Source organism: Mesorhizobium sp. LMG17149 (assembly GCF_024518695.1).
Lineage (GTDB): Bacteria > Pseudomonadota > Alphaproteobacteria > Rhizobiales > Rhizobiaceae > Mesorhizobium.
Genome location: NZ_JANIFL010000005.1, coordinates 194,907 through 208,795, shown reverse-complemented (window position 1 = coordinate 208,795; position 13,889 = coordinate 194,907). Strand labels below are relative to the sequence as shown.

Below are 13,889 nucleotides of genomic sequence, written 5' to 3'. Positions count from 1 at the left end.
CCATGTCAGACATCGTCCTGAAGACTGAAAACCTGACCAAGCGCTATGGCGGCGTGCACGCGCTGGAAGGGGCGAATTTCGAACTGCGCAAGGGCGAGCATGTCGCCATCATGGGCGACAACGGCGCCGGCAAGTCGACCTTCGTGCGCCAGATCACCGGTGTCGAGCAGCGCACCAGCGGCCAGATCTGGTTCGACGGCAAGGAAGTGAATTTTGCCGGGCCGATCGAGGCTCGCACGGCGGGCATCGAGACCGTGTTCCAGAACCTGGCGCTGGCCGACGATCTCGACGTGCCTTCGAACCTGTTCCTCGGCCGCGAGAAGGTTTTGTTCAACCTCGGCCCGTTCTCGATCCTGGACCGCAAATACATGCGCAAGGCGACCGAGGCGGCGCTCGTCCGCACGGCGGTGAAGATCCCCAATCTGTCCAACACCATCCGCCACATGTCAGGCGGCCAGCGCCAGTGCGTGGCGATCGCCCGGACGGCGACCTTCGCCTCCAAGCTGATCATCATGGACGAGCCAACGGCTGCCCTTGGCGTACAGGAGACCGCGCAGGTCGAAAACATCGTCCGTACGCTCAAGGACAATGGCGAGCCGCTGATCCTGATCAGCCACAATATGCGCCAGGTGTTCGATCTCTGCGACCGTATCGTCGTGTTCCGGCGCGGCCGCATCGTCGCCAATCTGCGCAAGGAGAACACCGACGGAAACGATATCGTCTCCTACATCACCGGCGCCAAGACCGGGGAGGCGGAACTCGCGGCCTAAAACAGGGCGATCACCCTGTTTTAAGGTATGCGTGCGTGAAGTAATCTTGCCCCCTTCCTCAGGGAAGGTGCGGACACAACTCTCTCAGATCCATCCCCCAGAGGAAATACCCATGACCGTTCGCTTCGCTCTCCTCGGTGCCGGCCGCATCGGCAAGGTCCACGCCCGCGCCGTCGGCTCCAACCCGCAGGCCAAACTGGTTGCCGTTGCCGATGCGTTCGAGAAGGCCGCCAAAGAGCTGGCGAGCGCCTATGGCGCCGAGGTGCGCAGCATCGAAGATATCGAGAAAGCCGGGGATATCGACGCCGTCGTCATCTGCACGCCGACCGACACCCACGCCGATCTGATCGAGCGCTTCGCCAAGGCCGGCAAGGCGATCTTCTGCGAGAAGCCGATCGACCTCAACGTCAAGCGCGTCGAGAAGTGCCTAGCCGTGGTCGAGAAGACCAAAGCGACGCTGATGGTCGGCTTCAACAGGCGTTTCGATCCGCATTTCGCCGCCGTGCGCAAGGCGATCGACGACGGCGCCATCGGCACCGTCGAGATGGTCACCATCACGTCCCGCGATCCGGGCGCGCCACCGATCGACTACATCAAGCGCTCGGGCGGCATTTTTCGCGACATGACCATCCATGATTTCGACATGGCGCGCTTCCTGCTCGGCGAGGAGCCGGTGGCCGTCAGTGCGCATGCCTCGGTGCTGGTCGACAAGAAGATTGGTGCTGCCGGCGATTTCGATAGCGTCAGCGTCATCCTCGAAACCGCTTCCGGCAAGCAGGCCGTCATCTCCAACTCGCGCCGCGCCACCTATGGCTACGACCAGCGCATCGAGGTGCATGGCTCGAAAGGCATGGTTGCCGCCGAGAACCAGCGCCCGGTGTCGATCGAACTGGCCAACGAAAAGGGCTACACCCGCCCGCCGCTGCACGACTTCTTCATGACCCGCTACCTCGACGCCTACGCTATTGAGATCGCCGCGTTCATCACGGCCGCGACCTCGGGCAAGAAAGCGTCGCCGAGCGGTGCGGATGGGCTGGTGGCGCTGAAGCTGGCCGACGCGGCGCTGAAATCAGCAACGACCGGCAAGACCGTCCGTCTCGACAAGTAGTAACCCTTAGAAAGAACCACGGGAGCAGAGCGATGAGCGGAACAGCCGATCGCAATTCACAGACACGCGCCGTCGTCACCGGCGGCGCGCAAGGTATCGGCTTTGCCGTCGCCGAAGCGCTGGCCGAGGAAGGTTGCCGGGCACTGGCGCTCATCGGCCGCTCGCAGGAGAAGGGCGACAAGGCCGTCGCCCATTTCAGGAAAGCCGGCGTCGACGCGATCTTCATCAGCGCCGACGTCTCGAAAGTGGCCGACTGCAAGGGCGCCGTTGCCACCGCGATCTCGCATTTCGGCACCATCAACGCGCTGGTCAATGCTGCAGCAACATCGGCGCGCGGCTCGCTGGTCGAAACCTCCGAGGAGCTTTTCGACACCATCTTCGACACCAATGTGCGCGGCCCGTTTTTCCTGATGCAAGGCGTGGTGGCGCATCTCCTGGAAAAGAAAGCACCCGGCTCGATCGTCAACGTGCTGTCGATGTCGGCGCATACCGGCCAGTCGTTCCTGACGCCCTATTCGACCAGCAAGGGGGCGCTGATGACGCTGACCAAGAACGTTGCCAATGCCTATCGCCACAACCGCATCCGCTGCAATGCGGTGCTGCCGGGCTGGATGGACACAGAGGGCGAGGACATCGTGCAGAAGAAGTGGCACGACGCGCCGGACGACTGGCTGGCCAAGGCCGAGGCGGCGCAGCCGATGGGCCAGTTGGTCAAGCCGGACCAGCTTGCACGGTTGATCAGCTACATGGTCAGCCCGCAGTCCGGTGTCATGACCGGATCGCTGGTCGACTATGACCAGAGCATTGCGGGGTCGTCTCCGGAATAGGGTCAGCCGAATAGCCTCTCGTCCAGAAGCAGCTCGGCCAAGCCTTGGCCGAGCTTGCCCTCGCCAGCGTGACCGGCTCCAGACCAAAATCACCAAGGGACCCGAGCTCTGAAAGCCCTCCCTTCCCCTGTTGCCGCCGCATCACCACTCCCATATAGTCAAGATAGTCAGACTGGTCATGGAGGTCGCAATGCTGTCTGCGCCCAAAGAGAATACCAATTGGACGGTCGCCGGGGCAAAAGCCCGGCTCTCGGAGGTTATCGAGCGCGCGCAGTCTTCGCCGCAGACGATCACCAGAAACGGCAAACCAAGCGTGGTTGTCGTCTCGGCCGAGGAATGGCAGCGCAAGACCGCGCGCAAGGGTACGCTTGCGGAGTTCCTGCTGGAGTCGCCGCTGCGCGGCGCCGATATCAACCTTGAGCGTCAGCGCGACGAACCGCGTGATCTGCCGCTGTGAGGCTTCTGCTCGATACGAATGTCCTGTCTGAAGTGACACGACCGGCGCCGGACGCACGCGTTCTGAACTGGCTGGATCGGCTTGATGAGGATCGCTCCTTCATCAGCGTCGTGTCGATCGCCGAGATCCGGCGCGGAGTCGCCCTCATGGATGAGGGTCGGAAACGTGAGGCCCTGGCCGAGTGGCTTGCTCGGGACCTGCCGCAGCGCTTCGAGCAGAGGGTTCTTCCGGTGGACGAATCGGTTGCCTTGGCCTGGGGCGACTTGATGGGGTTTGCAAAACGCAGCGGTCGCGGCCTGTCGTCGATGGACGGCCTGATCGCAGCCACGGCGATTGCGCAGGAGCTTACCTTGGCAACACGCAATACGAAGGATTTCGAAGGTTTTGGAATTGAACTTTTTGATCCCTGGACTGGATGACGATAGCAGCCTCATCAGGGCACGTGACAAGCGCCTCCGCATCGACTATATGAACCTCATGATCAACCTGACCGCCACATATTGGTACTTTAGGAGCTCGCTGGCGGCGGGAGGATTGCGCTCGATCTGAAGATTGCAGCAACAAGATCCGAACAGCCGCCATACCTGGCGGCTTTTTTGTTTCAGCCGGCAGGTTCCCTCTAAATCAAAGAGGAGCATGATGTCGTCCGAAAACCGCTTCACACTTTTCGGCATCATGCTCTCGACAGGAGCAGAAAGCCGTGTTGACCACCACAGACGACCTCCGGGTCAAGGAAATCCGAGAACTGAGTACGCCGGACGAGGTGATGCGGGAGATACCGCGCACGCTGACGGCGACGCGCACCGTGACCGCGTCGCGCAACGCGATCCATGCCATCTTGAACGGTACCGACGATAGGCTGCTCGTCATTGTCGGCCCGTGTTCGATCCACGATCCAGTCGCGGCCGTCGACTATGCCAGCCGTCTGGCGGCGCTGCGCGAGAGCCTGTCGGACCGGCTGGAGATCGTGATGCGGGTCTATTTCGAGAAACCGCGCACGACGGTCGGCTGGAAAGGCCTGATCAACGATCCCGACCTCGACGGCAGCTTCAACATCGACAAGGGGCTGCGGATGGCGCGCAACGTGCTGTCGGCCGTCAACAATCTCGGCCTGCCGGCGGCGACCGAATTCCTCGACATGACCACGCCGCAATACATTGCCGACCTGGTCGCCTGGGGCGCGATCGGCGCGCGCACGACCGAGAGCCAGATCCACCGCGAACTCGCCTCGGGCCTTTCCTGCCCGGTCGGCTTCAAGAACGGCACCGACGGCAATCTGCGCATCGCCGCCGAGGCGGTGAAATCGGCTGCCCAGCCGCATCATTTCATGGCGGTGACCAAGGGCGGGCGCAGCGGCATCGCCACGACCACGGGCAATGAGGACTGCCACGTCATCCTGCGCGGCGGCGTTCAGCCCAACTATGACGCGGCGAGCGTCGAAGCCGCCGCTGTGGAACTCGCCCGCATCGGCGTTGCGCCCAGGCTGATGATCGATGTCAGCCACGCCAACTCGGCCAAGAAGCCCGAGAACCAGCCCAAGGTCGCGGCAGATGTCGCCGGCCAGGTCGCGGCAGGCGACGAGCGCATCATCGGCCTGATGATCGAGAGCAACCTCGTCGCCGGCCGGCAGGACGTGGTGCCGGGCAAGCCGCTGCTCTATGGCCAGAGCATCACCGATGGCTGCATCGACTGGGCGACCACCGAGACGGTGCTGCACGGCCTTGCCGGCGCCGTCGAGTGGCGCCGCTCGGCACGCCGCGCCATGATCGACAACCGGCAGGGAGCCGCTTGAGCCACTATTGCCGGCCTTTGCCCGGCACGACCCCCACCCTAACCCTCCCCACAAGGGGGAGGGAACGCTGCCGCGCACTCCTACTCGAACCTTGACGCCTGAAAGCCTCGGCAGTTTGCCATTGTCAGCGCCGGCGGGAGTCTCCCTCCCCCTTGTGGGGAGGGGTTAGGGGTGGGGTCTTCTTCGCAAGAAATCCCTACGCCGCTCTCAGTCCTTCCCATGCGGTAAACACCGACACGGCAAAGAGCAGCAGTCCGGCCGCCCGGCCGGCAAAAATGGTGGCCCGCGGATTGGCGATCAGAAGGTTGCGGCTGCGGCCGGCCGTGATCGCCAGCCCGCCATAGATCGCAGCCTGCGTCACCACGGTCAGCAGCCCCATGATCGTCGCCTGCATCCAGATCGGACCGTAGTCCGGTTTCAGGAACTGCGGGTAGACGGCAAGCACGAACAGGTATGCCTTCGGGTTGATCAGGCAGGTCACAAAACCCTGGCGAAAGGCCTTCCATGCGGACCGGCTGCCGGCAGGCCCCTCCTGGCCGACAGTGATGGAACTGCGCATCAGCGTGATACCGATAAAGGCCATGTAGGCGGCGCCGGCAAGCAGCAGCGGCTTGAACAGGATCGGCACGAAATGCATCAGCAGGCCGACGCCGATGGCGCCGTTCAGCGTATGCACCATGCCGCCGACCATGATGCCGCCGGTCGCGGCGAGACCCCTGTCGCGTCCGCCGGTCAGTGCATTGGCAAGCACGAAGAGCATGTCCATGCCCGGAACGGCGATGATGCCGAACAGCAGGATAAAGAAAAGCCAGAGATTTTCCGCATAGCCCATGTCAGTTGCCTGCCGCCTCGCTCCGCCAAACCGCAACGGAACCTGTTGATTTTCAATTCGATAGGCGCTCCTATAGGTCAGCCCAACTGACAATGGTGTGTCAGTTGGGCGCGCGACCTGGGGTAAAAAATGCGCAAGGCGTCACGCCTGTTCGAGATCATCCAGATCGTGCGGCTGGCGCGGCAGCCGGTGACGGCAGCGACGATTGCCGAGCGGCTGGAAGTGACGGTACGCTCGATCTATCGCGACATCGCAGCGTTGCAGGCGATGCGCGTGCCGATCGAGGGCGGACGCGGCATCGGCTACATCCTGCGCCCCGGCTTCGACCTGCCGCCGCTGATGTTCTCGATCGAGGAGATGGAGGCGATCGTCCTGTCGCTGGCGCTGCTGGAGCGCACGGGCGACAGCGAGCTCAAGCAGGCGGCCAAGCGCGTCAGCGCCAAGATCGCCGGCGCGGTGCCGCCACCCTTGCGGCAGGCATTCGACGCCAATGCGCTGCATGCCTGGGGGTTCGCCGCGCCTTCGACCGGCGCGATCGACCTGGCGCTGGTGCGCCGCGCCATCCGCGACGAGGAGAAGCTCGATCTCTCCTATTGCGACGAAATGGGCCGCGCCTCCGAGCGTCTCATCCGCCCGATCGCGCTGATCTACTACGCCGAAACCGCCAACATCGTCGCCTGGTGCGAGCTGCGCCAGGCGATCCGCAATTTCCGCAGCGACCGGATCGAGGATTGCCAGGCGACGGGGCTACGCTTCAAGGGCGAAGGCGACCGGCTGCGGCAGGTCTGGGTCAACGGCTGGGAGACGAACGCTGCGGCCACCCTCGTCTGAAGCGGGCTTATATCACCTCACATCGACCCAGCGCTTTTCCTCGAACGAACGCGCCATCGCGTGCACCGTGCGCTCGATCTCCAGCCCTTCGGCAAACTCGATGAGCCGCGCCGGCTTGCCTTCAAGCCGCGTCAGCAGTTCGTGGCACTCGATGATCTTGAGATCGTTGAAGCCGAGGCCATGGCCTGGCGCCGGCACGAAGAGGTCATAAGGCTTGTGGTGCGGCGCCACCAGGATGGTACGATAGCCCTGCTCGGTCGGCCGGTCTGATGTGAGGTAGAGCTGGAATTCGTTCGATCGTTCCTGGTCGAACAGGATCGACCCTTTCGAGCCGAATATCTGGACGGCGATGCGGCCCTTGCGGCCCCAGGCCGAGCGGTTGACCAGCAGCGTGCCGGCAATGCCGTTTTCCAGATGCATCAGCACGCTGGCGATGTCGTAGGTTTCGACCGCGCGACGGCCGCCGCTGGCCAGCTTGCGATCGGCATAGGGTTTGGCCATGTCGCAGATGACACTGGCGACGCGGCCGAACAGGGCTGAGACCAGCGACAGCGGATGCACGGCGAAATCGTCGAGAGCGCCGTAGCCGGAAGCTGCTTCGTGCTTCCAGAAGAACAGCGCTTCGGGGTCGGCCATGAAGTCCTCGTCCATCTCGATGCGCAGATGGTTGACCTCGCCGATGATCTTCTCGTCGAGCAGCGCGCCGATGTGGCGGATGGCCGGGCTCTGGATGTAGTTGTAGCCGAGCGCCGCGACCTTGCCCGACTTTTTCGCCGCCGCCGCCATCGCCTCGGCCTCGGCAAAGCTCGGCGCCATCGGCTTTTCGCACCACAGATGCTTGCCGGCCTGAAGAACCGCGATGGCCATTTCCGGATGGAACTGGTTGGGCGTGGTCAGCGAGACGACATCGACTTCGGGATCGTTGACGACGGCGCGCCAGTCGCCCGACGCCTTGGCGAAACCGAACTCGCCCGCCTTGCGCCGGGCAAGCTCTTCATTGACCTCGCCGAGATGGACCAGCCGTGGCTTGGCAACGTCGGGAAAGACGGCGCTGACGGCACTCCATGCGATGGCGTGACACTTGCCCATGAAACCCGTACCGATGAGACCGACGCCGACCATTTTCCGTTTCTCCACTGCTTGAAGCGCTGCGTGGATGAATTAGTCCATTTTATCCCGGAATGGAATGTCTGCCTCATTTTTTATGGTGTTCTTGCGCAGGCTCGCTATGATGATGCACAGAGGACGCTTCACGTATGAGCCTGGACAGAGCGACGATGGACGAACGGGTACCTCGCGATTTCGAGACGCTGCGCACCACCATTCTGGAGCGGCGCGAAAGCCTGCCGAAGCGCATCGCCCAGATCGCTGCCCATGCGCTCGACAATCCTGACGACATCGCCTTCGGCACCGCCGCCAGCATCGCCGCTTCGGCCGGCGTGCAGCCGTCAACCCTGATCCGCTTTGCCCAGCAGCTTGGCTTCGACGGTTTCACCAGCCTGCAGCAGGTGTTTCGCGAACGGCTGCGCGAGCGCAACTCATCCTATGACGAAAGGCTGCAGGCGCTGCGCGCCAAGGCAGAAGGCGGCGCCGGCCATCGGGCGATTTTCGACGGCTTCGTCGCCGCCGCCTCGACCTCGCTCAACGACATTTCGCGCACGCTGGACGACGCGCATCTGGAAGAGGCCATTTCCCTGCTTGCCAAGGCGGAGACCATCTATGTGCTGGCCAAGCGCCGCTCCTATCCGGTGGCCTCCTACATCGCCTATGCGCTGGGCAAGCTGAAGATCCGCAACCAGCTGATCGAATCGGCGGCCGGGCTGAATGCCGAGATGATCGGCTTCGCGACGCCGGCGGATGCCGTCATCGCCATTTCTTTCTCGCCCTACGCACCGGCCACGATCGAGGAAGCGCGCAGCATTTCGGAACAGGGCGTGCCGATCGTCGCCATCACCGACAGCTCGTTTTCGCCGCTCGCCCAGTTCGCCAAGGTCTGGTTCGAGGTTGCCGAGGCCGATTTCGCCGGCTTCCGCTCGCTGTCGGCGACAATGGCGCTGGCCATGGCGCTGACCGTCGGCGTCGGCGAGAAGCGACGCGACACGGGCCGCAAGCGCAAGGCCTGATCCATCGCCGAAAAGGCACTTTTCACGGAAGGAACACTCATTCCATATTGACTATGGATTGGAATTATTATTTCATATTCCCGGCGCCACGCTGCCGCTCGCGCGTGTACCCCAACACAACAAGGCCGACGGGAGGTTCCAATGAGCGAAGCCGTGGACGCTGAATACGCGCCGCTCGACGTTATCACTATCGGTCGCGCTTCCGTGGACCTTTATGGGCAGCAGATCGGCTCGCGGCTGGAGGACATCACCTCCTTCGCCAAGTCGGTCGGCGGCTGCCCGGCCAACATCTCGGTCGGCACGGCCAGGCTCGGCCTGCGCTCGGCACTGCTCACCCGCGTCGGCGACGAGCAGATGGGCCGCTTCATCCGCGAGCAGCTGACGCGTGAAGGCGTCAATGTCGACGGGCTGAAGACCGACAAGGAGCGGCTTACCGCCTTGGTGCTGCTGTCGGTCGAGGACGAAGGCGTTTCGCCGATGATCTTCTACCGCTCGGACTGCGCCGACATGGCGCTGGCGCCGGAAGACATCGACGAGGCCTTCATCGCCTCGGCGCGCTCGATCGTCGTCACCGGCACGCATTTTTCCCGGCCCAACAGCGATGCCGCCCAACGCAAGGCGATCCGCATCATGAAGGCCAAGGGCGGCAAGGTGGTGTTCGACATCGACTACCGGCCCAACCTCTGGGGCCTTGCCGGCCATGCCGAAGGGTTCGAGCGCTATGTGAAATCGGACCGCGTCTCGGCCCAGCTGAAGACGGTGCTGCCCGATTGCGACCTCGTCGTCGGCACCGAGGAAGAGATCATGATCGCGTCAGGTGCAGACGATTGCCTGAGCGCGCTGAAGATGATCCGCTCGCTGTCGTCTGCCACCATTGTGCTCAAGCGCGGCGCAATGGGCTGCATCGTCTATGATGGGCCGATCAGCGACGATCTCGAGGACGGCGTTGTCGGCAAGGGGTTCCCAATCGAGATCTACAATGTGCTCGGCGCCGGCGATGCGTTCATGTCCGGGTTCCTGCGTGGCTGGCTGGGCGGAGAAGACCATGCGACAGCCGCGACCTGGGCGAATGCCTGCGGTGCTTTTGCCGTGTCGCGGCTGCTCTGCGCGCCGGAATATCCGACCTTCGAGGAGCTGCGGTTCTTCCTCAAACACGGCAGCAAGCATCTGGCGTTGCGCAAGGACGAGGCGATCAACCACATCCATTGGGCGACGACGCGCCGGCGCGACATCCCCTCGCTGATGGCGCTTGCCTGCGACCACCGCGTGCAGCTCGAGGATGTGGCGGCGAAGGCCGGCGCCGATCCGGCTCGGATCGAAGAATTCAAGGTGCTGGCGGTCAAGGCGGCTGCGAAGGTCGCTGCCGGCCGCGACGGCTACGGCATGCTGATCGATGAGAAACACGGCCGCAAGGCAATGTTCGAATTCGCCAGGCATTCCTTCGCCTGGCTCGGGCGGCCGGTGGAGTTGCCGGGTTCGCGGCCGCTGCGCTTCGAATTCTCGCAGGACATCGGCTCGCAGCTTGTCGAATGGCCGGTCGACCATTGCATCAAATGCCTGTGTTTCTATCACCCCGACGATGCGGCGGCGCTGAAGGAAGAACAGCAGCAGAAGTTGCGAGCCCTGTTCGAAGGCGCGCGGAAGGTCGGCAGGGAACTTCTCATCGAGATCATTGCCGGCAAGCATGGCAAGCTCGACGACACGACGATCCCGCGCGCGTTGGAGGAGCTCTATGCGCTGGGCATCAAGCCGGACTGGTGGAAGCTCGAGCCGCAGGCGTCGAGCGGCGCCTGGGCGAAGATCGAGGCCGTCATCCTGAAGCACGACCCGTGGTGCCGCGGCGTCGTGCTGCTGGGCCTGGAAGCGCCGCAGGACGAGCTGGAAGCGGCGTTCGCCGCCACCGCTAAGGCGCCCATCGTCAAGGGCTTTGCCGTCGGCCGCACCATCTTCGTCCATGCGGCCGAACAATGGCTGGCCGGCAAGATGTCGGATAACGAGGCGATCGCCGACATGGCGCAGCGCTTCGAACAGTTGACGGATGCGTGGCTTGCCGCGCGCGGCCGCAAGGCGGCATAAGAAGGCGCGGAATAGGACTGCGGAGGAAAACACCATGAGCAAGACAATCCGCCTGACAATGGCGCAGGCGCTGACCCGCTTCCTGTCACGCCAGATGACCGAGATCGACGGGAGCAAAGTCCCGATCTTCGGCGGCGTCTGGGCGATCTTCGGCCACGGCAATGTCGCCGGCATCGGCGAGGCGCTTTATCAGCTGCGCGACGAGCTGCCGACCTTCCGCGCCCACAATGAACAGGCGATGGCGCATGCGGCGATCGCCTACGCCAAGGCCAATTTCCGCCGCCGCTTCATGGCCGCGACCTCTTCGATCGGCCCCGGCGCGCTCAACATGGTGACGGCGGCGGCGCTCGCCCATGTAAACAGGTTGCCCGTCCTGTTTTTGCCGGGCGACGTCTTCGCCAACCGCATCCCAGATCCGGTGCTGCAGCAGGCCGAGGATTTCTCCGACGGCACGGCTACGGTCAATGACTGCTTCCGTCCGGTTTCACGCTATTTCGACCGCATCACCCGGCCCGAGCAGATCATTCCTGCCCTCAGCCGCGCCATGGCTGTACTGACCGATCCGGCCGAATGCGGCCCGGTGACGCTGTCTCTGTGCCAGGACGTGCAGGCCGAGGCCTACGACTACCCCGAGAGTTTCTTTGCCGAGAGGGTCTGGCACCAGCGCCGGCCGCGCCCGGATCGCCATGAGCTTGCCGCCGCGGTAGCGGCGCTCAAGGGCGCAAAAAAGCCGCTGGTGATCGCCGGCGGCGGCGTCCTCTATTCGCAGGCGTCGGACGAACTGGCGAAATTCGCCGAGAGCGCCGGCATCCCGGTCTGCGAGACGCAAGGCGGCAAATCCTCGCTGCCGGACGATCATCCGCTCAACATGGCGGCGGTCGGCGTCACCGGCACTTCTGCCGCCAACCGGCTGGCTGAGGAAGCCGATGTCGTGCTGGCCATCGGCACGCGCCTGCAGGATTTCACCACCGGTTCGTGGGCGCTGTTCAAGAATTCGGGCAAGACCATCATCGGGCTTAACGTGCAGCCCTTCGACGCCGGCAAGCACCGCGCCCTGCCATTGGTGGCCGATGCGGCCGAGGGCCTGGCCGAACTCAGTGCTGCGCTGAAGGGCTGGAAGGCGCCGGCAAGCTGGACCGACAATGCGTCCTCCGGCAAGAAGGCCTGGCAGGCCGAGGCGGCCAAGGTGACGGCGTCGACCAATGCCGCCTACCCGTCCGATGCGCAGGTGATCGGCGCCGTGCAGCGCGCCATGGGCTCCGGTGTGACGCTGCTGAATGCCTCCGGCGGGTTGCCGGGCGAATTGCACAAACTTTGGCAGGCGGGCGCGCCCGGATCGTATCATGGCGAATATGGCTTCTCGACCATGGGCTACGAGATTGCCGGCGGGCTCGGAGCCAAGATGGCGAAGCCCGGCGAGGAGATCGTCGTCATGATCGGCGACGGCTCCTACCTGATGATGAACTCCGAAATCGCCACCTCGGTGATGCTCGGCCTCAAGCTCACTATCGTGCTGCTCGACAACAGAGGCTATGGCTGCATCAACCGGCTGCAGATGGCGACCGGCGGCGCCAACTTCAACAATCTGCTGAAGGACTCGCGCCACGAGGTCCTGCCCGACATCGACTTTGCCGCGCATGCGGCGAGCATGGGGGCGATTGCCGAGAAAGTGCCGTCGATCGCCGGGCTGGAAAACGCGCTGGCACAAGCCAGGAAGAATACGCGCACAACGGTGCTCGTCATCGACACCGACCCGCTGGTTTCCACGGATGCCGGCGGCCATTGGTGGGACGTGGCGGTGCCGGAAGTGTCTGTACGGCCGCAGGTCAACGCGGCGCGCAAGGCGTATGACGAAAAGCGGAAGATGCAGAGTGTGGGTGATTGAGGTCGGCGCTGCCCCTCACCTGCCTGCCGGCATCCTCTCCCCGTATAGGGACGGGGAGAGGGACGCTGTCACCACCGGTTTCGCCAATCACCGCCGTCGCAAGAAAGACGCCGAGGTCGCGGCTAGACCCCTTCTCCCCGTCACTATACGGGGAGAAGGTGCCGGCAGGCGGATGAGGGGCGGCGGCAACCAAAGGATAACTGTTCTAAACCGGAGTGACGACTTGAAAGCCAAACTGGGCATGTCCCCCATTGCGTGGTGGAACGACGATCTTGCGGAACTCAGCGATGACGTGTCGCTGGAAGAATGCCTGCGCCAGTCGCGCTCGGCCGGCTTCACCGGCATGGAGATGGGCCGGCGTTTTCCCAATGACCCCGAAATCATGCTGCCGATCCTGAAGGCCGCCGACGTCACGCTGTGCGGCGGCTGGTTCTCCGGCACGCTGGTCGATGGGGAGATGGCCGACAACAAGGATCGCATCCAGCCGATGATCGACCTGTTCAAGGCGGTGAATGCGCCTTGCATCGTTTATGGCGAAGTCGGCCGCTCGATCCAGGGCGACCGCTCGAAGCCGCTGGCGACCAAGCCGAAGCTGTCGGATGACGAGATGAAGGCCTACGCGAAACGCCTGACCGCGTTTGGCGAATGGTGCGCCGAACAGGGTATGCCGCTGTCCTATCATCACCACATGGCGGCGGTGGTCGAGACCGAGCCGGAACTCGATGCCTTCATGCGCTATTCCGGAGCCGGCATTCCGCTGCTGCTCGATGCCGGACATCTGGCATTCGCCGGCGGCGACGTGCTGCGTGCCATCGACAACCATCACACCCGCATCAGCCATGTGCATGTGAAGGACGTTCGCATGGAGGTGATCGACAGGCTAGACCGCTCGAAGCAATCTTTCCTCGACGCCGTGGCGCTCGGCGCCTTCACCGTGCCGGGCGATGGTTCACTCGATTTCGGCGCCATCGTGCAGCGCTTCGCCGACCATGGCTATGAGGGCTGGTTCGTGGTCGAGGCCGAGCAGGACCCGAAGAAGAACCCGCCACTCAGGATGGCACAGGTTGGCTACAAGGAATTGATGCGCGTCATGACCGCCGCCGGCTATACGGTCGAGACGCAAGGCTTTCCAAATGTCTAGTTTCCCAATGGCTGGTGCGACGGGTTCCCGGCGAGACCGATTGCTGT

13 protein-coding genes are annotated in these 13,889 nt (G+C 63.7%); 11 read left to right on the top strand and 2 right to left on the bottom strand.

Annotated features, from left to right (window positions below; genetic code table 11):
• Window positions 1-2 precede the first annotated feature (2 nt).
• From NP945_RS13135 to NP945_RS13110, 6 genes are all read left to right on the top strand, one after another.
• On the top strand, window positions 3-770 hold the full coding sequence (locus NP945_RS13135; RefSeq protein ID WP_023810655.1) for an ATP-binding cassette domain-containing protein: 768 nt from the start codon (window positions 3-5) through the stop codon (window positions 768-770).
• A gap of 112 nt (window positions 771-882) precedes the next feature.
• On the top strand, window positions 883-1,878 hold the full coding sequence (gene iolG, locus NP945_RS13130) for an inositol 2-dehydrogenase (RefSeq protein WP_256746582.1): 996 nt from the start codon (window positions 883-885) through the stop codon (window positions 1,876-1,878).
• A 32-nt stretch (window positions 1,879-1,910) separates the two neighbouring features.
• Window positions 1,911-2,705, top strand: a complete 795-nt coding sequence (locus NP945_RS13125; RefSeq protein WP_256746581.1) for an SDR family oxidoreductase — start codon at window positions 1,911-1,913, stop codon at window positions 2,703-2,705.
• A 190-nt stretch (window positions 2,706-2,895) separates the two neighbouring features.
• A complete protein-coding gene (locus tag NP945_RS13120; protein WP_127808287.1) occupies window positions 2,896-3,162 on the top strand; it encodes a type II toxin-antitoxin system Phd/YefM family antitoxin in 267 nt (88 codons plus the stop codon).
• Window positions 3,159-3,581, top strand: coding sequence for a type II toxin-antitoxin system VapC family toxin (locus NP945_RS13115; RefSeq protein WP_256746580.1), 423 nt, complete (start codon window positions 3,159-3,161; stop codon window positions 3,579-3,581). Before NP945_RS13120 ends, NP945_RS13115 begins: the two co-directional genes overlap by 4 nt.
• Before the next feature lie 281 nt (window positions 3,582-3,862).
• Window positions 3,863-4,954, top strand: a complete 1,092-nt coding sequence (locus tag NP945_RS13110) for a 3-deoxy-7-phosphoheptulonate synthase (RefSeq protein ID WP_256746579.1) — start codon at window positions 3,863-3,865, stop codon at window positions 4,952-4,954.
• 196 nt (window positions 4,955-5,150) lie between these two features.
• On the opposite strand, the gene NP945_RS13105 is transcribed toward NP945_RS13110, so the two are convergent.
• Entirely contained in the window at window positions 5,151-5,786 is a 636-nt protein-coding gene (locus NP945_RS13105) for a LysE family translocator (RefSeq protein WP_128306113.1), read from the bottom strand.
• A 129-nt stretch (window positions 5,787-5,915) separates the two neighbouring features.
• Between NP945_RS13105 and NP945_RS13100 the strand changes: the two genes are divergently transcribed.
• Entirely contained in the window at window positions 5,916-6,617 is a 702-nt protein-coding gene (locus NP945_RS13100; protein WP_256746578.1) for a YafY family protein, read from the top strand.
• A 12-nt stretch (window positions 6,618-6,629) separates the two neighbouring features.
• On the opposite strand, the gene NP945_RS13095 is transcribed toward NP945_RS13100, so the two are convergent.
• Entirely contained in the window at window positions 6,630-7,739 is a 1,110-nt protein-coding gene (locus NP945_RS13095; RefSeq protein WP_256746577.1) for a Gfo/Idh/MocA family protein, read from the bottom strand.
• Window positions 7,740-7,894: 155 nt separating this feature from the next.
• On the opposite strand from NP945_RS13095, the gene NP945_RS13090 reads away from it, so the two are divergent.
• From NP945_RS13090 to iolE, 4 genes are all read left to right on the top strand, one after another.
• Window positions 7,895-8,740, top strand: coding sequence for a MurR/RpiR family transcriptional regulator (locus tag NP945_RS13090; protein WP_164762714.1), 846 nt, complete (start codon window positions 7,895-7,897; stop codon window positions 8,738-8,740).
• Window positions 8,741-8,881: 141 nt separating this feature from the next.
• Window positions 8,882-10,816 (top strand): 5-dehydro-2-deoxygluconokinase, encoded by a 1,935-nt coding sequence (gene iolC / locus NP945_RS13085; RefSeq protein WP_256746576.1) that lies wholly within the window; start codon window positions 8,882-8,884, stop codon window positions 10,814-10,816.
• Between the two features lie 34 nt (window positions 10,817-10,850).
• A complete protein-coding gene (gene iolD, locus NP945_RS13080; RefSeq protein WP_256746575.1) occupies window positions 10,851-12,701 on the top strand; it encodes a 3D-(3,5/4)-trihydroxycyclohexane-1,2-dione acylhydrolase (decyclizing) in 1,851 nt (616 codons plus the stop codon).
• 223 nt (window positions 12,702-12,924) lie between these two features.
• Window positions 12,925-13,842 carry a myo-inosose-2 dehydratase gene (gene iolE / locus NP945_RS13075; RefSeq protein ID WP_027040000.1) on the top strand — a complete coding sequence of 306 codons (918 nt, stop codon included), beginning with the start codon at window positions 12,925-12,927 and terminating at the stop codon, window positions 13,840-13,842.
• Window positions 13,843-13,889 lie beyond the last annotated feature (47 nt).